This window comes from Streptomyces sp. NPDC093795 (assembly GCF_044764665.1).
Taxonomy (GTDB): Bacteria; Actinomycetota; Actinomycetes; order Streptomycetales; family Streptomycetaceae; genus Streptomyces.
Window position 1 is genome coordinate 334,933 of sequence record NZ_JBIWIO010000002.1, and the last position, 21,651, is coordinate 356,583.

Annotated in this window: 18 protein-coding genes; 8 read left to right on the forward strand and 10 right to left on the reverse strand. The window is 73.0% G+C overall.

Annotated elements, in window-relative coordinates; all coding sequences use genetic code 11:
• From ACIRB7_RS06560 to ACIRB7_RS06595, 8 genes are all read right to left on the reverse strand, one after another.
• Entirely contained in the window at nt 1-1,464 is a 1,464-nt protein-coding gene (locus tag ACIRB7_RS06560; RefSeq protein ID WP_403593242.1) for a hypothetical protein, read from the reverse strand.
• 320 nt (nt 1,465-1,784) lie between these two features.
• Entirely contained in the window at nt 1,785-2,759 is a 975-nt protein-coding gene (locus ACIRB7_RS06565; RefSeq protein WP_403593245.1) for an N-acetylglucosamine kinase, read from the reverse strand.
• A complete protein-coding gene (locus tag ACIRB7_RS06570) occupies nt 2,750-4,015 on the reverse strand; it encodes a 6-phospho-beta-glucosidase (protein WP_403593248.1) in 1,266 nt (421 codons plus the stop codon). Before ACIRB7_RS06570 ends, ACIRB7_RS06565 begins: the two co-directional genes overlap by 10 nt.
• 8 nt (nt 4,016-4,023) lie before the next feature.
• Nucleotides 4,024-4,929: a carbohydrate ABC transporter permease gene (locus tag ACIRB7_RS06575; protein WP_403593251.1), complete on the reverse strand. Its 906-nt coding sequence runs from the start codon at nt 4,927-4,929 to the stop codon at nt 4,024-4,026.
• Nucleotides 4,930-4,932: 3 nt separating this feature from the next.
• Nucleotides 4,933-5,892, reverse strand: coding sequence for a carbohydrate ABC transporter permease (locus ACIRB7_RS06580; protein ID WP_403593254.1), 960 nt, complete (start codon nt 5,890-5,892; stop codon nt 4,933-4,935).
• Nucleotides 5,893-5,911: 19 nt separating this feature from the next.
• Entirely contained in the window at nt 5,912-7,255 is a 1,344-nt protein-coding gene (locus ACIRB7_RS06585) for an ABC transporter substrate-binding protein (RefSeq protein WP_403593257.1), read from the reverse strand.
• Nucleotides 7,256-7,308: 53 nt separating this feature from the next.
• On the reverse strand, nt 7,309-8,535 hold the full coding sequence (locus ACIRB7_RS06590) for an ROK family transcriptional regulator (RefSeq protein WP_403593260.1): 1,227 nt from the start codon (nt 8,533-8,535) through the stop codon (nt 7,309-7,311).
• Nucleotides 8,536-8,717: 182 nt separating this feature from the next.
• Complete coding sequence (locus ACIRB7_RS06595; protein WP_403593263.1) at nt 8,718-9,779, reverse strand: mechanosensitive ion channel family protein; 1,062 nt, start codon at nt 9,777-9,779, stop codon at nt 8,718-8,720.
• 259 nt (nt 9,780-10,038) lie between these two features.
• On the opposite strand from ACIRB7_RS06595, the gene ACIRB7_RS06600 reads away from it, so the two are divergent.
• The gene (locus ACIRB7_RS06600) at nt 10,039-10,602 is read left to right on the forward strand and encodes an HNH endonuclease (protein WP_351209886.1); all 564 of its coding nucleotides are present in this window, start codon (nt 10,039-10,041) and stop codon (nt 10,600-10,602) included.
• Between the two features lie 98 nt (nt 10,603-10,700).
• Here ACIRB7_RS06600 and ACIRB7_RS06605 read toward each other — a convergent pair whose 3' ends face one another.
• Nucleotides 10,701-13,868 (reverse strand): beta-N-acetylglucosaminidase domain-containing protein, encoded by a 3,168-nt coding sequence (locus ACIRB7_RS06605; protein ID WP_403593267.1) that lies wholly within the window; start codon nt 13,866-13,868, stop codon nt 10,701-10,703.
• 239 nt (nt 13,869-14,107) lie between these two features.
• Between ACIRB7_RS06605 and ACIRB7_RS06610 the strand changes: the two genes are divergently transcribed.
• The 3 genes from ACIRB7_RS06610 to ACIRB7_RS06620 are packed head-to-tail and all read left to right on the forward strand — an operon-like array spanning nt 14,108 to nt 16,675.
• Nucleotides 14,108-14,305, forward strand: coding sequence for a hypothetical protein (locus ACIRB7_RS06610; protein WP_403594370.1), 198 nt, complete (start codon nt 14,108-14,110; stop codon nt 14,303-14,305).
• 1 nt (nt 14,306) lies between these two features.
• On the forward strand, nt 14,307-16,427 hold the full coding sequence (gene malQ, locus ACIRB7_RS06615; RefSeq protein WP_403593269.1) for a 4-alpha-glucanotransferase: 2,121 nt from the start codon (nt 14,307-14,309) through the stop codon (nt 16,425-16,427).
• A 20-nt stretch (nt 16,428-16,447) separates the two neighbouring features.
• The gene (locus ACIRB7_RS06620; RefSeq protein ID WP_351209892.1) at nt 16,448-16,675 is read left to right on the forward strand and encodes a hypothetical protein; all 228 of its coding nucleotides are present in this window, start codon (nt 16,448-16,450) and stop codon (nt 16,673-16,675) included.
• Nucleotides 16,676-16,903: 228 nt separating this feature from the next.
• Here the strand turns inward: ACIRB7_RS06620 and ACIRB7_RS06625 are convergent, their stop codons facing one another.
• Nucleotides 16,904-17,410 (reverse strand): MarR family winged helix-turn-helix transcriptional regulator, encoded by a 507-nt coding sequence (locus ACIRB7_RS06625; RefSeq protein ID WP_403593272.1) that lies wholly within the window; start codon nt 17,408-17,410, stop codon nt 16,904-16,906.
• A 120-nt stretch (nt 17,411-17,530) separates the two neighbouring features.
• Between ACIRB7_RS06625 and ACIRB7_RS06630 the strand changes: the two genes are divergently transcribed.
• Genes ACIRB7_RS06630 through alc form a run of 4 tightly spaced genes read left to right on the forward strand, consistent with a single transcriptional unit; the run spans nt 17,531 to nt 21,600 of the window.
• On the forward strand, nt 17,531-18,487 hold the full coding sequence (locus ACIRB7_RS06630) for an EamA family transporter (protein ID WP_403593275.1): 957 nt from the start codon (nt 17,531-17,533) through the stop codon (nt 18,485-18,487).
• A 5-nt stretch (nt 18,488-18,492) separates the two neighbouring features.
• The gene (locus ACIRB7_RS06635) at nt 18,493-19,482 is read left to right on the forward strand and encodes a DMT family transporter (protein ID WP_403593278.1); all 990 of its coding nucleotides are present in this window, start codon (nt 18,493-18,495) and stop codon (nt 19,480-19,482) included.
• A gap of 10 nt (nt 19,483-19,492) precedes the next feature.
• On the forward strand, nt 19,493-20,419 hold the full coding sequence (locus ACIRB7_RS06640) for a LysR family transcriptional regulator (RefSeq protein ID WP_403593281.1): 927 nt from the start codon (nt 19,493-19,495) through the stop codon (nt 20,417-20,419).
• 59 nt (nt 20,420-20,478) lie between these two features.
• Entirely contained in the window at nt 20,479-21,600 is a 1,122-nt protein-coding gene (alc, locus tag ACIRB7_RS06645; protein WP_403593284.1) for an allantoicase, read from the forward strand.
• Nucleotides 21,601-21,651: the final 51 nt, after the last annotated feature.

Consider the following 21,651-nt stretch of genomic DNA (forward strand, 5'->3'; position numbering starts at 1 on the left):
TCACCGGTACTCCGACAGTCTGCGGTTGATGCCGAGCACGGCGCCCGCCGCGCCCAGGATGCCGAGGGCCGCCGCGCCCAGGGGCAGCGCCGTCAGCGCGTCCCTGGCGTCGCCCGCGGAGCGGGTGAACTCGGTCTGCTCGTGCGCGAGGGCCCGCTCCAGGGCCGCGTCGACCTGGTCGAAGGACTGCCCCGTCGACCGGTCCGACTCCTTGGAGCCGACGATCCGGCCCAGCGCGCCGTCGAAGTCACCGGCCTCGTCCTTCGCGCGGGCGTCCTTGTGGCGCTTCTGCCACTCGGCCGTGTGGGAGGCGGCCTCGTCGACCGGGCCCCGGCCCGCGTCGTCGTCGGCCCGCTCGCGCGCGGTGGCGAGCGCGGTCGTCAGGGCGTCCATGCTCGCCGTGTACTCGGCCTCGTACCTGTCGTTCTTGCCGTCCTCGGTGAGGACGGCGCCCCGGGCGACCAGGGTCAGGTTCTCGTTGGCGCGGGCCGTGAGCGAGCTGATCCGGGCGGTGTTGAGGACCTGGAGGGACTCCTGCCCGTGCGCCCGCGCGCTGTCGAGGCCGCTGCGCGCGACCGTGTGCGCGGCGAGGAGCCAGATCACGACGACGACCGTGGCGGCGGTGGCGGCGAGCAGGCCGTGGTTGAAGACCCGGTGCGTCCTGACGTAGTTGCGGCGCTGGGCCCAGACGAGGGCGGCGAGGGTGAGGACGCCGAGCCCGAGGGCGAGGAACGGCCAGGTGCGGGCCGACTCGTCGTCCTCCTGGAGCCGTACCGTCTCCGCCGCGTACAGCCGCTCGGCGGCGGGCAGCAGGGTGCTGGTCATCTGCTGGTTGGCGTACCGCAGATAGGCCCCGCCCAGGGGGAGGCCCTGCCGGTTGGCCGCCCGCGCGCGCTCGATCAGGCCCGTGTAGCGGGGGAGTTGCTGGTTGAGGGTGGCGATCTCACGGGCCGACTCGCTCGAACCGGTGGTGGCCGAGGCGGCCTTGACGAGGAGCCGGGCGGCGGTCGCGATGTCCCGGTCGTACCGCGCGCGGGAGTCCGCGGGCTCCAGGGTGCCCGCGAGGAAGCCGCTGGCGGCGGTGGTGTCGGCGTCGGCGAGGGAGCGGTAGATCGCGGCGGCGTCGGCGGACAGCGGCTGGCTGCGGCTGACGACGTCGTCGGCGGCGGTGGCCCGGTCGTCGACCTGGAGGGCGGTGACGGCCCCGAACGCGACGACGAGCAGCGCGAGGACGGCGCCGAGGATCTGGAGCCGGCCGGGCTCGGTCGTCGCGGCGACCCGCAGCCGCTCCCGTCCGACGGCGAGCGCTCCGCGCCCCGCGGGCGGGGCGGCGCCGGGCGCGGGCGACTGCGTGGACGACGGCTGCGGGGACGACGGCTGCGCGGGCACGCCGACCGGGCGTGCGGGCGCGGGCGCCGTGCCCCGCGCCGCCGAGGCGGCGGGCACGTTCGGCGGGTGTGTCACTTGACCTCCCCCTCGGTCGCTGACGTCGGCCCGGCCAGCAGTATGGCCTCAGGGGGCCGTCCGCACACCGGTATTGACTCGATCTTGTTCTTATCCTGCCGTATGCCTCCGGCACACCCGCGGGCGAACCCCCTCAGGGCGACCTCAGGACCACCCGCCCCATGACCACCCCGTGACCACCCCACGACCACCCCACCACCCCCTCACTCTGAATACGTCCCCGGCCCGTGATCGGTTCCGTTCGGGACGTCGCTCGAACAGGTGAACATGCCTGCGGGGCGCCCCTCCGAGAAGAAGGAACGCCCCGCCGCCCGCCCCGTTCAGGCCCCGTAGTGCCCCCGCAGCCGGGCCGCAGCCTCCGGGCCCGCCGCCGTCTCGTCCAGGGCGAGCAGCCCCGCCCCGAGGACCGGCGGCGCCGTCACGAAGCCGACGACGGCCTTCGGCGCCCGCTCCGCGAGGAGTTCGAGGATCCGCCGCTCCAACTGCGGGTGCCGCGCGGCGAGCACGCTGCCGCCCAGCATCACCGGAGCCTCCTCGTCGAGCAGGCCGAGCCGCCCCAGGGCGACCGCCGACAGGGCGACGACCTCCTCGGCGAGCCGGTGCACGAGGGAAAGGGCGACCGGGTCCCCGGCCGCGCTCACCCGGAACAGCACGGGCGTCAGCTCGTGCCGCCGCACGAACGGCACCCGACCCAGGTGCAGCGCCTCGATCAGCTCGTACATCGTCTCCAGACCGAAGTGCGCCGGCAGCGCCCGCGCCAGCTCGGTCGGCTCGCCGCGCCCGTCCTCGGCGCGCGCCGCGAACCAGATCGCCTCCTCGGCGAGACCGCTGCCGCCGCCCCAGTCCCCGGAGAGCTTCCCGATCGCGGGGAAGCGCGCGGTCCGCCCGTCCGGGGTCATCCCGACGCAGTTGATCCCGGCCCCGCACACCACCGCCACACCGCGCGGCTCGTCGAGCCCCGCCCGCAGGATCGCGAAGGTGTCGTTGTGCACCCGTACGGACCGGCTCCAGCCCCTGCCGAGGAGTTCGGCCTGGAGCGCGGCCTCCTCGACGGGCAGGTCGGCGTTGGCGAGACAGGCCGACACATGGGCGAACCCGGCCGGTCCGCCGGCCTCGGCGCTCGCCCTGCCGACGATCTCCGCCAGCGCGTCGACCGCCGCCACCACCCCCACCAGGGGCGGCTGGAACCCGCCGCCGCGGGCCGCGCCGAGGACGGTGCCGTCCGCGCCGAGGACCGCGACGTCGGTCTTGCTGTTGCCGGCGTCGATGGCGAGCACGGCTCCGGTCAGGCCCACGCGAGGTGCTCCCGGTTGTGCGCGATGAGCCGGTCGGTGAGCCCGTCGGCGTACGCGTACTGACCCACCAGCGGGTGCGCGAGCAGCGCCTTGAACACCCGGTCGCGGCCCCCGCGCAGCGCTGCCTCGAGGGCCAGGTCCTCGTAGGCCGTGACGTTCGCGATCAGTCCTGCGTACAGCGGGTCCACCGGCGCGACCGGCAGCGGCGAGGCGCCCTGGGCGCCCACCGCGGCCTGCGTCTCGATGACGGCGTCGTCCGGCAGGAACGGCAGCGTGCCGTTGTTGTACGTGTTCACCACCTGGTACGGCGAACCCCCGCCGCCCAGGAGGGACGCGGCCAGGTCCACGGCCGCCTCCGAGTAGAAGGCGCCCCCGCGCTTGCCGAGCAGCGCCGGCTTCTCGTCGAGCGCCGGGTCCCCGTACATGTCCAGGAGTTCCTTCTCCATCGCGGCGACCTCGGCGGCCCGCGAGGGCTTCGTGCCGAGCTCCCGTACCACCTCGTCGTGCGCGTAGAAGTAGCGCAGGTAGTACGAGGGGACGACGCCGAGCCGGTCGAGGACCGGGCGCGGAAGCCGCAGGTCGTCGGCGACCGCGTCGCCGTGCTCGGCGAGCAGCCGGGGCAGCGCGTTCTCGCCCTCGGGCCCCCCGATCCGTACCGCCGTCTCCCAGGTCAGGTGGTTGAGCCCGACGTGGTCCAGGTGGATCTCGGACGGGGCCACGCCGAGGAGCTTCGCGAACTTGCGCTGGAAGCCGATGGCCACGTTGCAGAGGCCGACGGCCTTGTGCCCGGCCTGGAGCAACGCGCGCGTGACGATGCCGACGGGGTTGGTGAAGTCGATGATCCAGGCGTCCGGGTTGGCGCGCCGGACCCGCTCCGCGATGTCCAGGACCACGGGGACCGTGCGCAGCGCCTTGGCGAGACCGCCGGCGCCGGTGGTCTCCTGGCCGACGCAGCCGCACTCCAGCGGCCAGGTCTCGTCCTGTTGGCGGGCGGCCTGCCCGCCGACCCGCAGCTGGAGCAGGACGGCGTCGGCGCCCTCGACCCCGGCGTCGAGGTCGGTGGTGGTGACGATCCGCCCCGCGTGGTCCTGCTTGGCGAAGATCCGCCGGGCGAGACCGCCGACAAGCTCGAGCCGCTCGGCGGCGGGGTCGACGAGGACGAGTTCGGTGATGGGCAGGGTGTCGCGCAGCCGCGCGAATCCGTCGATCAGTTCGGGGGTGTAGGTGGAACCGCCCCCCACGACAGCGAGCTTCATATCGCGTATCAGCCCTTCACTCCGGTCAGTGTGACTCCCTCGACGAACGCCTTCTGGGCGAAGAAGAAGACGAGGATCACGGGGGCCATGACCAGCACGGTCGCGGCCATGGTCAGATTCCAGTCGGTGTGGTGCGCGCCCTTGAAGGACTCCAGGCCGTAACTCAGCGTGTACGCCGCCGGGTTCTCCGAGGTGTAGATCTGTGGTCCGAAGTAGTCGTTCCAGCAGTAGAAGAACTGGAACAGCGCGACGGCGGCGATGCCGGGCTTCGCCATCGGCAGCACGACCTTGAGCAGGGTGCGCAGTTCGCCGCACCCGTCGATCCTCGCCGCCTCGATGTACTCGTTCGGGATGGTCAGGAGGAACTGGCGCAGCAGGAAGATCGCGAAGGCGTCGCCGAAGGCCATCGGGATGATCAGCGGCCACAGGGTGCCGGAGAGGTCCATCTGCTTGGCCCAGAACAGGTACATCGGGATGATGACGACCTGCGGCGGCAGCATCATCATCGAGATGACGAGCAGCAGCGACAGATGCCGGCCGCGGAAGCGGAACTTGGCGAGCGCGTACGCCACGGGTATCGAGGACACCACGACGAGGACGGTGCCGAGTCCCGCGTACAGCAGGGAGTTCTTCCACCAGTCCAGGAAGCCCGGGGTCTCGAAGACCCGGACGTAGTTGTCCCAGTGCCAGCTGTTCGGCGTGAGGTCGGGGGTGAGTGCCTGCTGGTCGCTCATCAGGGACGTCAGGAAGACGAAGACGAACGGCAGCACGAAGAACAGGGCCGCGGCTATGCCGAGGGAGTGCACGGCGATCCAGTGCAGGAGCGCCCTGCGGCGGGCCGTCTTCTCGGCGGCTCCGGCGGTCGCCCCGCGCACGGGACGGTCGAGCGTCGATACGGGGTTTACGGAGGTCATGGATCAGTCACCCGAGCCGATCAGGCCGCCCCGCCGGCGCATGAGCAGCGCCGTGAAGGCCATGGAGAGGGCGAACAGGACGAGGGCCACGACGCTGGCCGCGCCGTAGTCGAAGCGGCCGAAGCCGAGGTCGTAGACCAGCTGCGGCAGCGTGAGCGTGGAGTCGTCGGGATGGCCCGGTTCGAAGGTCTGGCCGGAGCCGCCCATCACGCCCGAGGCGACCTTCGCCGCCACGATCGGCTGGGTGTAGTACTGCATCGCGCCGATGATCCCGGTGACCACCGCGAAGAGGATGATCGGCGAGATGTTCGGCAGGGTGACGTAGCGGAAGCGCTGCCAGGCCGAGGCCCCGTCCAGCTCCGCCGCCTCGTACTGCTCCTTCGGCACGTCGAGCAGCGCGGCCATGAAGATGACCATGAGGTCCCCGACGCCCCACACGGCGAGGACGGTCAGGGCCGGCTTGGCCCACGCGGTGTCGTTGAACCAGGAGGGCGCGGGGATCCCGACGGCCTCCAGGAGCGAGTTGACCGGTCCTGTGCCCGGGTTGAGCAGGAAGACGAAGGCGAGCGTCGCGGCGACCGGCGGTGCCAGGTACGGCAGGTAGAACAGGGTCCGGAAGATTCCGGCGCCGGTCTTTATCTTGGTGATGAGCAGCCCGATGCCGAGGCCGAACACGACCCGGCAGGCGACCATGACGACCGCGAGCCAGAGGGTGTTCTGCATCGCCGGCCAGAACTTCGGCAGGTCGGAGAAGACGTAGGCCCAGTTCTCCAGGCCCCGCCAGGTCGGCGGGTTGAGCCCGTCGTACTTCATGAAGGAGAAGTAGACGGTCGAGACGAGCGGGTACGCGAAGAAGACGCTGAAGCCGATCAGCCAGGGCGACATGAACGCCGCGGTACGAAGCGCGTTGCGCACGCGCTTCGACCGCAGCGCCGCCTGACGCCCGGCGAGGGTGTCGGACATGAGATACCGGTCCCGGGCCTTACTTCGCCTGCGCGATGTCGCGGTCGATCTGGGCGGCCGTCTCCGCGAGACCCTTCTTCAGGTCCGGGACCTGGCCCCTCTCGTACTTCTGGGCGAAGTCCTGGAAGGTGTCCTGGTACGTGGAGCCGTTCACCGCGCCGTCGGAGGTGGTGGACTGCGGGTGCTGGGCGATGTCCAGGAAGGTCTTGAAGCGCGCGTCGAACTTCAGGTTCGGCGACTTCAGCGCCTCCAGGGTGGAGGGGACGTTGCCGATGTCGTTGGCGAAGTTCACCACGGCCTCGGTGTTCATCGTCATGTACTTGACGAGTTCCCAGGCCGCGTTCTGCTTCTTGCTCTGCGGCGCGATGCCGATGATCGTGCCGGAGAGGTAGCCCTTGCCGTACTCGGCGACCTCGTCGTCGGCGACGGGCAGCGGCGCGACACCGACGTCGAGCTTCACGCCGGCGTCCTTGATGAAGTTGAGCCGCCACTCGCCGTCCAGCTGCATGGCGACCTGGCCGGTGTGGAAGGGGTGCTTGGCGCCCCACTCGTCACCGAAGGTGGTGCGGTACTTGTCCAGCTTCTTGAACCCGCCCAGGCCGTCGACCAGCGACTTCTGGTAGGTCAGCATCTCGGCGAAGCCGGGGTCCTCGGCGAGGAGCGACTTGCCGCTCTCGTCGAAGTACGTGTGGTCCCACTGCGACATGTAGTGGCTCGGGGTGGTCTCGTAGCCGAGGTAGTTCGGCATGAAGCCGAGCTGCTCGTAGCTGTCGCCCTTCTCCTTGGTCAGCTTCTTCGCGACCGTCGCGAACTCCGACCAGGTCTTCGGCGGGGCCTCCGGGTCGAGACCGGCCTTCCGGAAGGCGTCCTTGTTGTAGTAGAGCCCGTACGCGTCGGAGAGCAGTGGCAGCGCGCAGCGCTTGCCCTCGAACTGGGTGTAGTCCTGGAGGACCTTCGAGAAGGTCTTGTCGAGGTCGACCTTGTCCTTCTCCAGGAAGGGCTTCAGGTCCGCGAGGGCGCCGGTGTGGCAGAACTTGCCGATGTTGGACGTGGTGAAGGAGGCGGCCACGTCCGGCCCGTTGGAACCGCCCGCGCGCAGCGCCTGGCCGAGCTTGGCGTCGTTGATGTCGCCGACGACCTTCACCTTGATGTTCGGGTGGGCCTTCTCGAACCGGGCGACGTTGTCCTTGATGGCCTTGACCTCGGACGGCGCCGACCAGCCGTGCCAGAAGGTGATGGTGGTCTCGGCCTTGGGGTCGTCGGAGGCCGCGTTGTTCGCGGAGCCGGTACAGGCGGAGGCGAAGAGGGCGATCGAGACGGTGGCGGCGAGCGCGACGGCGGCTCTGCGGGGGCGTACGGGCATGGTGGTGTCTCCCTGTGGCGAAGGGCTTACGGCGGAAGGACGGAGCGAGTGGGTCAGCGCGAGGTGTCGAAGACCTCGTCGCGCGTGGTGGCGAGGGCGCTTTCGAGGGCGCCGCGCAGGACGGGCCGCACGGGTACGGCGCTGAGGACGAGCCGTGGCCGGGAGGCGGCGAGGTCGGCGAGTTCGGACTGCACGCGGGCGCGCAGGGGTTCGCCGCCGGCGACGAAGACGTCACCGGAGAGCACGATCAGCTCGGGGTCGAGGACGGCGACGATCGACGCGAGCCCGGTGGCGACCCGCTCGGCGTACCGGTCGAGCAGCTCCGCGTACCTGGCGTCCTCGCCGTGGGCCTCGGCGGCGTGGCTGAGCAGGGAGGACGCGACCGGGACGTACGGCTGCTCGGGCGTCTCGATCCCGAGGGCGCGGGCGATCCGGGGTACGGCCTGGACGCCGGCGAGTTCCTGGTAGCCGCCGGAGTTGGCCTTGGTGACCTGCCGTACGAGCGGGGTGCCGGGTACGGGCAGGAAGCCGACCTCGCCGGCGCCGCCGGTGAAGCCGCGGTGGAGCCGTCCGCCGAGGACGAGGGCGGCGCCGAGGCCCTCCTCGTTCCACAGCAGGGCGAAGTCGTCGTGGCCGCGGGCGGCGCCCACGCGCTGTTCGGCGACGGCGACGAGGTTGACGTCGTTCTCGTACTCGAACGGCATGGGCAGGACGGCGGCCAGCTCCTCCAGGAGCGTGGGGGAGTGCCAGCCGGGCAGGTGGGAGGCGTACCGCAGGCGCCCGGTGGCCGGGTCGAAGGCGCCGGGGGTGCCGATGACCAGGCGCCGGACCTCCTCGCGGGTGACGCCGGCCGCCTTGACGGCCCCGTCGAGGGCGTCGGTGACCTGGCGGACGACGCCGGAGGGGGCGCGGCCGGAGGAGCGGCCGGGGGTGCGGAGCTCGTACTCGCCGACGATCTCGCCGGTGATGTCGGCGACGGCGGCGTGGACGCGGTACTGGTTGACGTCGAGCCCGGCGGCGTACGCGGCCCGCGCGTTCACCGTGTAGAGCTGGGCGTTGGGTCCTGGCCGGCCTTCGGTGGTGCCGGTGGCGACGACGAGCCCGGCCGCTTCGAGGCGGGCGAGCAGCTGGGAGGCGGTCGGCTTGGACAGGCCGGTGAGCTTGCCGATCCGGGTGCGGGAGAGCGGGCCGTGCTCCAGGAGCAGGTCCAGGGCGGCGCGGTCGTTCATGGCGCGCAGTACGCGCGGTGTACCGGGGGTTCCCGGGGCCGTACCGGCCATGTCGGTCGCACCTGCCTTCCAGCACACTGTTAGGAAAGTTTCCTATTTGATGGGAGGAAGGTAAGGCGACCGTCGCCGGGGCGTCAATACCCGGGAACGCGAGACGCCCCCGAAGGCAACAGAAGTGTTACCCACGGGGGCGCCCGTCAGCCCGTACGCCGGGCCGGGAGGAGACCGGCTTCCTACTTGTTGAGGTCAGTCCTCGGCAGCGGGGTAGCCGCCGCCGACTGCGGCGAGGTCGCCGAGGAGAACGCCGACGGCGCCGCCATGCCCGCGGTCGGATCGGCCGCCGCCTCCTCGGCCTGCGCCGGAAGCCCGCCCACGATCCGGATGCCGGCCTCGTCCAGGCCCTTCTTGATCCGCCAGCGCAGCTCGCGCTCCACACTCAGCGCCTTGCCCGGCATCGTCTTCGCCGAGATGCTGACGGTCATCGAGTCCAGGAGCACCTCGTTCAGACCGAGCACCTCCACCGGACCCCACAGGCGCTCGTTCCACGGCTCTTCCTTCGCCATGGCCTCCGCCGCCTCGATGATCACGGAGCGCACCTTGTCCAGGTCCTCCGTCGGCCGGACCGTGACGTCGACACCCGCCGTCGCCCAGCCCTGGCTCAGGTTCCCTATCCGCTTGATCTCGCCGTTGCGCACGTACCAGATCTCGCCGTCCACACCGCGCAGCTTGGTCACCCGCAGACCCACCTCGACGACCTCGCCGGAGGCCACGCCCGCGTCGACCGAGTCACCGACGCCGTACTGGTCCTCCAGGATCATGAAGACACCCGACAGGAAGTCCGTCACGAGGTTCCGCGCGCCGAAACCGATCGCCACACCGGCCACACCGGCCGAGGCGAGCAGCGGCGCCAGATCGATCTTGAACGCGCCGAGGATCATCAGTCCGGCCGTGCCCAGGATCACGAACGACGCCACCGACCGCAGCACCGAGCCGATCGCCTCCGAGCGCTGCCGCCGCCGCTCGGTGTTGACGAGGAGACCGCCGAGGGCCGTGCCCTCCACGGCCTGCGCCGAACGGTTCATCCGCTCGATCAGCTTCGTCAGGGCGCGCCGGACGGCCATCCGGAGCAGCAGCGCGACGACCAGGATCAGCAGGATCCGCAACCCGGTGTTCAGCCAGGTGGACCAGTTCTGCTCCACCCAGCTCGCCGCGCTCGTCGCCTTCTCCGCCGCCTCGTCCAAGGTCGTCGGAAGGGGTTCGGGCTCGGTGGCAGCCGCCAGGGCGGACCAGGACACGGAAGACCTCCAGGCATCGTGTACGCAAGTCATCCACAGTAACGGGGCGCCAGGCATGGACCCGTCGTCCTGTTCGAGGGAGAGACGGACCTCACCCGGGCAGAGAGGAGAGGAAAGACATGCCGATGTGGTCGAGAACACCCCCCGGCCCGTCACCCCGGTCCTGATACGTGGTGGCGTTCCGACCAGGCATGAGGAGAGACTGAGAGCAGTTCGTCCCGGCGCGAGCCACGCGCCGCCGGCGTCATAGGAGGCATCCGTGCCGCATGTCCTGGTCCTCAACGCGTCGTACGAGCCGCTCGGCGTCGTACCGCTCCGCCGCGCACTCGTCCTCGTACTGGAGAACAAGGCTCTCTGCCTCGAGGAATCCGGCGCCTTCCTGCACAGCGAGACCCAAGTCGTCCCCGCGCCCAGCGTGGTGCGACTGAAACGCTTCGTGCGGGTCCCTTACCGGGGGCCCGTTCCCTTGACCCGCAGAGCCCTCTTCGCCCGTGACGGCGGGCGCTGCATGTACTGCGGGGCCGTCGCGACCAGCGTCGACCACGTCATCCCGCGCAGCCGCGGGGGCACGCACGCCTGGGACAACGTGGTGGCGGCCTGCCGCCGCTGCAACCACGTCAAGGCCGACCGGCACCTGCGTGAGATCGGCTGGAGGCTGCGCCACCAGCCGGCCCCGCCGACCGGCCTGGCCTGGCGGATCATCGGGACCGGACACCGGGACCCCCGCTGGCTGCCGTACCTCACGCCGTACGGCGCCGAGGACGTGATGGCCCGGATCGACTCCGTCGCCGACGCCCCCGTGAGGGCGCTGACGACGGGTTGAGCCGGGCCTTTCGCGTACGGGGGACCGGGGGCCGGTCGGGTTCGGACCGGGACCTTTCCCGTACGCGGGGGCCGCGCGGCTCGGGAGCGGCGCACCCCTCAGGGGGCGGGCCGCTCCTCCGGCGTGCCCGACGCGACGTCCGGCTTCTCCGGGGTACCTGCCTGAGCGTCCGGCTGCTTCTCCGACGTGCCCGGCTGCCCCTCCGGCGCGCTCGGCTGCTTCTCCGGCGGCGACGGCTTCGCCGGTTCCTGCGCCACGGCGTAGGTCTCCACCGACCACAGCGAGTAGCCGTACTCGGTCGCCCGCTTCTCCCCCTGCACCCGCAGGAAGCGCGTGTCCGCCGCGTCCATCCGGACCGACTCCCGGCCGCCCCGGCCCTCCGTGACCGTCGCCGCCGTCCGCCAGACGCGCCCGTCGGCCGAGACCTGGACCCGGTAGCGGGAGGCGTACGCGTCCTGCCAGTGCAGCACCACCTGCCCTATCCGGGCTGGCTCCGGCAGCTCCAGCTGCCACCAGGCGCCGTCCTCCGCCGGAGAGGACCAGCGGGTCGCCGGATCGCCGTCCGCCGCCGAGGACGCGGGGAAGTCCGCCGTCTCGTCGCCCGAGGAGGAGACCGTCGCCGTCCGCGCCAGGTCCGGGCCCGCCGTACGGGGAAACGCCCGTACCGTCAGGACCCGCTCCTCGCCCGCGAAGGACACCGGCACCCGGTACGCGCCCGCGGGGGTGCCCGGCGCCACCGACACCTCGAGGGGCACGGTCGTCCGCGCGCCGCGCTCCACCGCCGCCTGCTTCGGCAGGCGGACCGTGATCCCCTTCGGCGCCTTCGCTGTCAGCGGCCCGCGCACCTCGCCGGCGCGCAGGCCCGACAGCTCCACGTCCACCCGCTGGGCCGGGCCGCCGATCTCCGCGTCCGTCTCCGTACGGGCCAGGTCGAGGCCCGCCCGCGGACCGTCGGCGAACCACGGCACGAGGGAGCGCACCTCGGGAGCCGGGCCCTCGCCGCTCCACACCACCCGAAGCGCCTCGGCCGTCAGCCCCTTGAGCCCGGTCTGCGTCCAGCCGGACGCCGACAGCGGGCCGAGCGACCGCCAGCCCTCGCCCGGGACGTACGCCTCCACACGCGCGTGCGTGCTCCCGGCGCGGTCCGCGCCCGCCGCGTCCGGCTCGGCCGTCACCGCCGGCTCGGTCATCACCGTCAGGGCCTCCACGGGCCGCGCCCGGTCCAGCCGCACGGTGTACGAGCCGGTGTCGCGGTCGGCGGTGGCCGCGGGGGTCCGGTCGGCGCCGGTCCAGGCCGCGGCCCGGTCCACCGCGCGCGTGAGGAACGGGTCGAGCACCCCCGCGCCGACCGTCACCCGGCTCGCCTTCAGGTCCTTCCGCAGCGTTTCGAGGCGCAGCTGGGCCCGCCAGGCCGCCTCCCCGTCACCGGCCGTCTGGGCGAGGAGCATGTCGACGGCCGTCTCGCCCGCCAGGCCGTACCGGGAGAGCTGGTCCAGCCAGGGGCCGGTCTCGTCGTCGAGGGTGCCGTCGGCGGTGCCGGCGAGCCGCCCCGGCGCCTCGCGCATGACGGTGAACGCGGCCCGCAGTTCCCGCGCGGCCCGCTGCTCCGCCTGCCGCGCCTTGCCGTCGCCGCCCGTCCGGGAGGACCAGAACGCGGCCAGGAGCGGCTTCAGGTAGGCCGACTCGCCCGCCGGGTCGAGGACCGAAGAGGCGCCGTTCCCCGCGAGCGCCCGCAGCGCCTCGCGGGCGGCCGGCTCCGGGCCCGCGAGGTCGTCGACGGCCGCGCGCCAGGACTCCTGGGGCCGGTAGCCGCGCGGGTTCCAGGCGTAGTCGGCGGCGGTGAAGAGCGGGATGCGGGATGCCGCGGGCTGCTCCATGGCGAGGGCGAGGAAGGCGGCGGAGCCGGCGGCCACGCCCGGCTCCCGGCCCGTGGCGGGGCCGAGGAACAGCCGGTCCTGCGCGTAGTCGTTGACCGGGTAGTTGTCCATGGTGACCAGCGGGTGGCGCAGGGCGCCGCGGGCCCCGGCCAGTTCGCCGCCGGTGATGGTGCGCGGCACGACCCCGACGCCCGTCCACGCCACCCGCACGTCCGCGTCGAGGGTCTCGGCGAGCTTCGTGCGGTACGCGGTCGCGCCGTCCTGGTAGTACTCCGTCGGCATCACGGTCAGCGGCTCGGTGCCCGGGTGCCGTTCGGCGAGGTGGCGGGCGACCGTGTTCGCCACGCGCGCGTGGGCGGCGGCAGCGGACTCGGGGCCGCGGCCGAAGGTGTCGGCGTCCCGGTCGCAGTGCCACTCGTCGTACGAGGCGTCCTGGAACTGGAGCTGGAAGGCGCGCACCCCGAGCTCCCACATGGCGTCGAGCTTCCCGGTCAGCGCCTTCATGTCGGCGGCCGACGACAGGCACATGGACTGGGCGGGCGCCACCGCCCAGCCGAGCGTCACGCGGTTGGCGCGGGCCCGTTCGGCGAGCGCGCGGAACTCGGCCTGCTGGGCGGCCGGGTAGGGCTCGCGCCACTGCACCCCGCGGTACGGGTCGTCGCCGGGCGCGTACAGATAGCGGTTCTGCTTGGTCCGGCCGAGGAAGTCGATCTGGGCGAGCCGCTGCTCCGCGGTCCAGGGGCGGCCGTAGAAGCCCTCGGTGATCCCGCGCTCGGCGGTGCCCGGCCAGTCGCGCACGACGACCCCGGGGACCTCCCGGCCGGTTCCGACGAGCTGACGCAGTGTCTGCACGGCGTGGAACAGGCCGTCCTCGCCCACGCCGTCGAGGACGACGGTGTCCCGGCCCTGGAGGCGGCCCGTGGCGAGCCGGTAGCCGCCGTGCGGCAGATCGATCCGGTCGGGGACGCGCAGGGCGGCCAGCGCCTGCCCTGCGGCCTCGCCCGAGGGTCCCGAGGCCCGGAGGACGGGCCCGCGGCCCGGGAGCCCGCTGTGGACGGTCCGTACCCCCGCGGCCCGCAGCAGCTCGCGCAGCGCGGCGAGGGCGTACGGATCGGCGTCGCCGTCCGCGACCAGCGTCACGTCGTCCCCGAGACGTACGGAGGGCCCGGCGGCGGCCAGGGACTGCGGCCGGGGCCAGACGGCGGGGAGGGCGGCGGGCGCGCGGTCGGGCGAGGCGGCCGACGGGTCCACCGGAGCGAGCGGCACGGCCGGCGCCAGTGGTCCCCTCGGGGCCGCCTGGGCCGGGCCCGGGGCCACGCCGCCGAGGAGGCCGCCGATGACGGCGGCGGCCACGGCCGTCGCGGTGCGCTTCCTGCGCCCGAGGTGCACGGGGTCTCCCTTCGGCGGGGCCGGCCGCTCCGCCGGTTGGTCACGAGTGGGTCACGAGCCCACCACCCGTCGCACTGAGGTGTCAATGTGCGTGGCCGATGTGTCGCCTTTGCCCGGCGAGCCGTCGGCGAGGTGACGTCTCTCCCTCACTTTCCGCCGGTAAAACGAGGTGCGGTGGGTAGGCCTCAGTCGTTACCCCTGGTCCCACCTGTCGAGACGAAACCCGGGAGACCCCCGTGATCACCACCCCCCACCACCTCGGACGGATACGGATGCCGGAGCAGCCGGCCCGTACCGGCGAACCGCTGACCAGCGAACCGCCCCTGCCCGACGCCGAACCCCTCACCAGCGAACCGCCCCTGACCGAGGCGGCCCCCCTCACCAGCGAACCCACCGCCCCCGGCAGCGCGGGCGGCACGGAGTCCCCCGGAGTGTGAAGTGACCCTGGCCCGTCTCGCCGCCCGTCACGGCGTCGCCACCGCGTACAGCCCCTCCGAAGGTGTCACCGTGCCCGTGCCGGACGCGACCGTCGTGGCCGTCCTCGGCGCCCTCGGCGTCGACGCGACCACGCCGGAAGCGGTCACCGCCGCTCTCGACGCGGCGGACCGGGCCGACCGGGAGCGCCTGCTGCCCCCGACGCTCGTCCTGCGGCGCGGCGAGTCGCCCCTGCACCCGCCCGGCGAGTCGCCCACGCACCCGCCCGGCGACCTGCCGCCCGGCACCTTGCTCCGGGTCACCACCGAGGACGGCGCCGTCGTCACCGGCCAGGACTGGGAGCGGCTGCCCCTCGGCGTCCACACGGTCGAGGCGCAGGCCCCCGACGGGCGCACCGCCACCAGCACCCTGATCGTGAGCCCCGCGCGCGTGCCCGGCCCCGAGCACCGCGCGTACGGGCTCCTCGTCCAGCTCTACTCGCTGCTCTCGCACCGCTCCTGGGGCATGGGCGACCTCGGCGACCTGCGGGAACTCGTCACCTGGGCGGGCCGCGTCCACGGCGCCGGTTTCGTCCAGGTCAACCCGCTCCACGCGGGCGTGCCCGGCGCGCCCAGCGACCCGTCCCCGTACCGCCCCTCCTCACGCCGCTTCCCCGACCCCGTCCATCTCCGGATCGAGGAGATCCCCGAGTACGCCCTGGTCGGCCCCGAGCACCGCGAGGAACTCGACCGGATCCTCGCCGAGGCGGCCGAGCTGCGCGAGCGGGTCCTCGGCAAGGGCGCGGCGATCGACCGGGACGCGGTGTGGGAGCTCAAGCGGCGGGCCCTGGAGCTAGTCGTCGAGAGCGTGGAGCTCGGCCCCGGCCGGCGCGCCGACTTCCACGACTTCCTCGCCGCGCGGGGCCGCGCCCTGGAGGACCATGCCACCTACCAGGCCCTCGCCGAGCGGCACGGTCACCACTGGCGGGAATGGCCCGAGGAGCTGCGCGAGCCGCGCGCGGCCGAGGCCGCCGTGTGCGACGACCCCGCCCTCGCCACCCGGGTCGACTTCCACTGCCGGCTCGCCTGGCTGACGGACCGGCAGCTGGCCGCCGCCGCCGAAGCCGCCCGCGAGGCCGGGATGGAGGTCGGGATCGTCCACGACCTGGCCGTCGGCGTCCACCCGGAGGGCTCCGACGCCTGGGCCCAGCAGGAGGCCTTCGCGGCCGGCATGTCGGTCGGCGCGCCGCCCGACGCCTTCAACTCCCGCGGCCAGGACTGGGGCCTGCCCCCGTGGCGCCCCGACGCCCTCGCCGCCTCGGGCTACGCCCCGTACCGGGGGCTCCTCCAGGAACTCCTGCGTCACGCGGGCGCGCTGCGCATCGACCATGTGATGGGTCTGTTCCGGCTGTGGTGGGTGCCGGAGGGCCACGAGCCCACCCAGGGCACATATGTCCGGTACGACGCCGAGGCGATGCTCGCCGTCCTCGTCCTCGAAGCCCATCGCGCGGGGGCCCTCGTGATCGGCGAGGACCTCGGCACGGTCGAACCCGGCGTACGGGAGGAGCTGGCCCGCAGCGGGGTGTTCGGCACGTCCGTGCTCTGGTTCGAGCGGGACTGGGCGGGCACCGGCCGCCCGCTGCCCCCGGCCGAGTGGCGCGCCGAGTGCGTGGCCACGGCCACCACCCACGACCTGCCGCCGACGGCCGCCCGGCTCTCCGGCGACCACGTCACACTGCGCCACCGGCTCGGCCTGCTCGCCGGGGACCTGGAGCGCGAGCGGGCGACGGACCGGGCCGACACCGCCGAGTGGCTGGGCATGTTCCAGCGCCTCGGGCTGCTCCCGGAGGGTCCCGGGGACGAGGAATCCGAGATCAGGGCCGTCCACCGGTTCCTGCTGGGCACCCCGGCTCGCATGGTGGGGGTGTGGCTGCCGGACGCGGTGGGGGACCGCAGACCGCAGAACCTGCCGGGCACCTGGGACGAGTACCCCAACTGGCGGCTGCCGCTCGCGGCACCGGACGGGCAGCCGCTCACCCTGGAGCGGCTGGCCGCCTCCCCCCGGGCGCACGCCCTGCTGCGCGAACTGCACGCTCGTACGGCCGCGGGCGCCCGTACGGCACCCCCGGACGCGCGGCCCGTTTAGGTGTTCGCTACGTTTGCACCGTGGACAAGAAGAACGCTCTGCGCGCCGGCTCGCTCGCGGCCGGTACGACGCTGATGATGCTGCTCATGTCGTCCCCCGCGCTCGCTCTCACCCGCGACGACGGCGACGACCCGGCCCCCAAGCTGGAGGTCATCGAGACCCTCGGTCTGTTCGTGGTCGCCCCGCTGGTGCTGTTCCTGGTGATCGCCGGCCTGGTGATGGTGCTCGACAAGTCCAAGAAGGCCTGACCGCCTCCTCGTACGCTCCGCCGAGGGCGCCGCACGGTACGACGTACCGCGCGGCGCCCTCGCGTGCGTGCGGCCCTGAGACGGTGACGGCCCGCCCCGTCCCACGATGCCGGCCATCACGCGAGCCGGCCCGCCCCGTCGCACGATGCCGGCCGTCACGCGAGCCGGCCCGCCCCGTCCCACGATGCCGGCCGTCACGCGAGCCGGCCCGTCGCCCGAGCCGGCCCGTCACCCCGTGCTCGCGAGCAGCCTGCGCAGCAGCCCGGCCAGCTGGTCCGCCTCCTCCTCGCTGAGCGCGCCCTCCAGGGCGGCCCGCTGTTCCGCGAGCCCGGCCCCGACGGCCTGGTCCGCCAGCTCCTTGCCGCGCTCGCTGAGGGTGACCCGCAGCCCGCGCCGGTCGGTCGGGTCGGGGCTGCGGGTGAGCAGCCCGGCCTTCTCCAGCTTGTCGAGCCGGCCCGTCATCCCACCGGTGGTGATCATCAGCGTGGCGGTCAGCTCGCGCGGTGAGAGCGTGTACGGCTCCCCGGAGCGACGCAGCGTCGCGAGCACGTCGAACTCCCCGAGCGCCATGCCGTAGGGCGCGTACGCCTTGTCCACCTTGCCGCGCATGGCGTTGGCCAGCCGGTAGATCCGCCCGAAGACCGCCATGGGGACGGTGTCCAGGTCGGGGCGGACGGCCGCCCACTGGTCGGTGATGGCGTCGACGGCGTCGTGGGCGGGGCTCTGCGTGTCCATGGCTCCAGTGTTCCCTTCTCTCCTCCTCGATGGCAACTAAGCCACTTGCAAGTAAGTAGCTTAGTGGTAAGTTAATTACCGCCAAGCCAGTCCGGCATCCGCATCGAGGGGGAACCAGTCATGTCCCGCAAGGCAGCCGTCGTCGCGCTCACCGCCCTCGCCCCGATCTCCTGGGGCTCCACCTACTTCGTCACCACGGAGTTCCTGCCGCCCGACCGGCCGCTCTTCACCGGCCTCATGCGCGCCCTGCCCGCCGGACTCCTGCTCCTCGCCCTCACCCGCAAGCTCCCGAGGGGCGCCTGGTGGTGGAAGTCCGCCGTCCTCGGCGCGCTCAACATCGGCGCCTTCTTCCCGCTGCTCTTCCTCGCCGCCTACCGCCTCCCCGGCGGGGTCGCCGCCGTCGTCGGCTCCGTCGGCCCGCTCTTCGTCGTCGGCCTCGCCGCCCTCTTCCTGGGCGACAAGCCCACCGTGAAGTCCCTGGTCACGGCCGTCGCCGCCGCCTTCGGCGTCAGTCTCGTGGTCCTCAAGGCCGGGGCCGCGCTCGACCTCGTCGGAGTGGTCGCCGGGCTGCTCTCCGCCCTGTCGATGTCGGTGGGCGTCGTCCTCACCAAGCGCTGGGGTCGCCCGGAAGGCGTCGGAGCCCTCGCGCTCACCGGTTGGCAGCTCACCGCGGGCGGCCTGTTCATCCTGCCGATCGCCTTCCTGATCGAGGGGGCCCCGCCCGCCCTCACCGGCACGAACCTGGCCGGCTACGCCTACCTCGCCCTCGGCAACACCGCGATCTCCTACTTCCTCTGGTTCCGCGGCATCGAGCGGCTCAGCGCCTCCTCGGTCACCCTCCTCGGCCCGCTGTCGCCGATCACCGCCGCGATCATCGGCTGGGTGGCGCTCGGTCAGGCGCTCGGCCCGGTGCAGGTGCTCGGCATGGTCATCGCCTTCGGCGCCACCCTGGCGGGCCAGCTGGCACCCCGTACCCCGAAGAAGCTCGCTCCGGCCGGCGAAGGACCGTTCAACTCAACTGAACGGAATGGTCACAAAGTTTCGATGGACCTGGAGGTTTCGGGAGTGCGACGGTAGGCGGCATGAACCTGATCACCGCCCCCCGCCACCCGACCACCCCCACTACCACCACCCCGACCACTGTCACCACGACCGTCACCGAGAAGCCGGCGCCCGCGAGGAAGCTCGCACGGGGCGCCGGCCTCGGCGTGCTCCTCGCCCTGCTCGCCACCGTCGTCTGGTCCGGCAGCTTCGTCGCCACCCGCGACATGGCCGACACCGTCCCGCCCGTCCAGGCCGTCTTCTGGCGCTGGATCATCGCGCTGCTCGCCGTCGCGCCGTTCGCCGCCCGCCCGTTCCTGCGCCAGTGGCGGACGATCCGCCGTCACCTCGGCTTCGTGGCCCTCGCCTCGCTGTTCGGCGTCGCCCTCTACAACACCCTCGTGCACCAGGCAGGACTGACCACCTCCGCCTCCAACATGGGCATGATCATGGCCGCGTCGCCGGTGATCATGACGGTCTACGCCCGGCTCGGCGGCGAACGCCTCGGCGCCCGCCGCGTCCTCGGGATGCTGACCGCCGCCCTCGGAGTGCTCCTGCTCGTCGGAAAGGGCTCGCTCGCCGTGGACCTCTCCGCCGGCGACCTGTGGATGTTCGCCGCGGCCCTGTCCTTCGCCTCGTACAGCGCGCTGCTCAAGCGCAAGCCCGCCGAGATCGACGGACTCGCCTTCCTCTTCACCACCTTCCTGCTCGGCGCGCTGATGCTCGCGCCCGCGTACGCCGTGTCCGTCGCCGTCCAGGGCGGCTTCACCGTCGGCGCCGCGACCGTCGGCCCCCTCCTGTACGTCGGGGTCCTCTCCTCCGCCGTCGCCTTCTTCGCCTGGAACAAGGCGATCGCCCTCATCGGCGCGGCACGCGCGGGCGTCGTCTACTACCTCCAGCCCGTCTGCGTCGCCCTCCTGTCGTACGCGCTCCTCGGCGAACGGCTCGGAGTCCTCGGCGTCGCGTGCATGGCGCTCATCCTCGGCGGGGTCGCGCTGGCCTCCGCCACCGGGGCGCGGAAGGCCGGATAGGTTGCGGCCCATGACCGAGTGGGACATCAAGAAGCTCCAGATCCTCCGCACCCTCCGCGACCGCGGCACCGTCACCGCGACCGCGGAGGCGCTGCTCATGACCCCCTCGGCCGTGTCGCAGCAGCTCACCAACCTCGCGAAACAGCTCGGCGTACGGCTCCTGGAGGCCCAGGGCCGCCGGGTCCGCCTCACCGACGCCGCCCATCTGGTGCTGCGGCACGCGGAGGTGGTCTTCGCCCAGCTGGAGCGCGCCGACGCCGAACTCGACGGCTATCTGCGGGGCGAGGCGGGACAGGTGCGGGTGGCGGCGTTCTCGACGTCGGTGCCCGCGCTTCTCGTGCCCGCCGTACGGCAGTTGCGGACCGCGCACCCGGGGCTCGACGTCCGGATCCGGGAGGCCGAGGCGGCGGAGGCGTACGAGCTGCTCTCGGCCGGCGAGGTCGACCTGGCGCTCTCGCTCGCCGCCCACGCGCCCTCCGCGCGCGACCCCAAGTTCAGCCGGGTGCCGCTGCTCGCCGATCCGCTCGACGTCGCGCTGCCCGCCGGGCACCCCCGCGCCGACGCCCCCGGACTCCGCCTCGCGGACCTCGCGGCCGAGCCGTGGATCTTCGGCGGTTCGGGGCCCTGGTCCGAGATCACCACGGCCGCCTGCGAGGCCGCCGGCTTCGTGCCCGAGCAGGCCCACAGCGCCTCCGGCTGGACCGCGATCCTCGCCATGGTCGAGGCGGGGATGGGCATCGCCCTCGTCCCCCGCATGGCCTCCGCGGAACGCCGCGGCGGCACCGGGGTCGTCATGCGCGTCCTCTCCGCCGACCAGCCGCGCCGCCATGTCGTCGCGGCGGTACGGCGCGGGGCGGAGGAGGGCCCGGCGGTGGCACGCGTCCTGACCGCGCTGAGGCAGGCGGCGGCGGCTCGCGAAACCGTTCAGCAGGGCTGAACAGACCTGTCGAAAACATTCGATGGACCCGGGAGGCCGGACGGGAGGAGGCTCGCTCCATGAGCTTCGACGAGAACGCCGACCCGCACGCCAACGACGCCGCCCCGTACTCCGGAGGCGACCCGTACGCCGACTACCGCACCGGTGACTTCCCCTTCACCGATCTTGTCGACCTCGCCGACCGCCGCCTCGGCGCCGGTGTCGTCGCCGCGAACGACGAGTTCTTCGCGGAGCGGGAGAACCTCCTCGTCCGCGAGCGGGCCGTCTTCGACCCCGAGCACTTCGGCCACAAGGGCAAGATCATGGACGGCTGGGAGACCCGGCGCCGCCGTGGCGCCGACGCCGAGAACGTCTTCCCCGCCCCCGAGGACCACGACTGGGCGATCGTCAGGCTCGGCGCCCCCGGTGTGATCCGGGGCATCGTCGTCGACACCGCCCACTTCCGGGGCAACTACCCGCAGCGGGTGAGCATCCAGGCCACCTCCGTGGAGGGCACGCCCAGCCCCGAGGAGCTGCTCGACGCCAAGTGGGAGGAGCTGGTCCCGCCGACGCCGGTCCGAGGCCACGCCGCCAACGGCTTCACGATCACCGCCGAACGCCGCTTCACCCACGTCCGGGTCTGCCAGCACCCCGACGGAGGCATCGCCCGCCTCCGCGTCCACGGCGAGGTCGTGCCCGACCCCGAGTGGCTCCAGCTGCTCGGCACCCTCGACCTGATCTCCGTACTCAACGGAGGCTCGTACGAGGACGCATCGGACAGGTTCTACTCCTCGCCGACCCAGATCATCCTGCCCGGCACCTCCCGCAAGATGGACGACGGCTGGGAGAACCGCCGCCGCCGGGTGCGCGGCACCAACGACTGGGTGCGGTTCCGGCTCGCCGCGCAGGGCGCCGTCCGCGCCGTGGAGATCGACACCGCCTATCTGAAGGGCAACTCGGCGGGCTGGATCGCCCTCCAGGGCCGTAACGGCGAGGCCGGCGAATGGTTCGAGATCATCCCCAGGACCAAGCTCCAGCCCGACACCCTCCACCGCTTCAAGCTCCCCGCCCAGGCCGTCGTCACCCACGTCCGCCTCGACGCCTTCCCCGACGGCGGCGTCGCCCGGATGCGGCTCCACGGCACCCTGACGGACCAGGGCGCGGCCGACCTGCGCGCCCGGTTCACGACGCTCGGCGGCTGACACCGGGCGAAGGACTTCCGCCCGGCGGCAGCGGCAGCGCACCGACGCCCG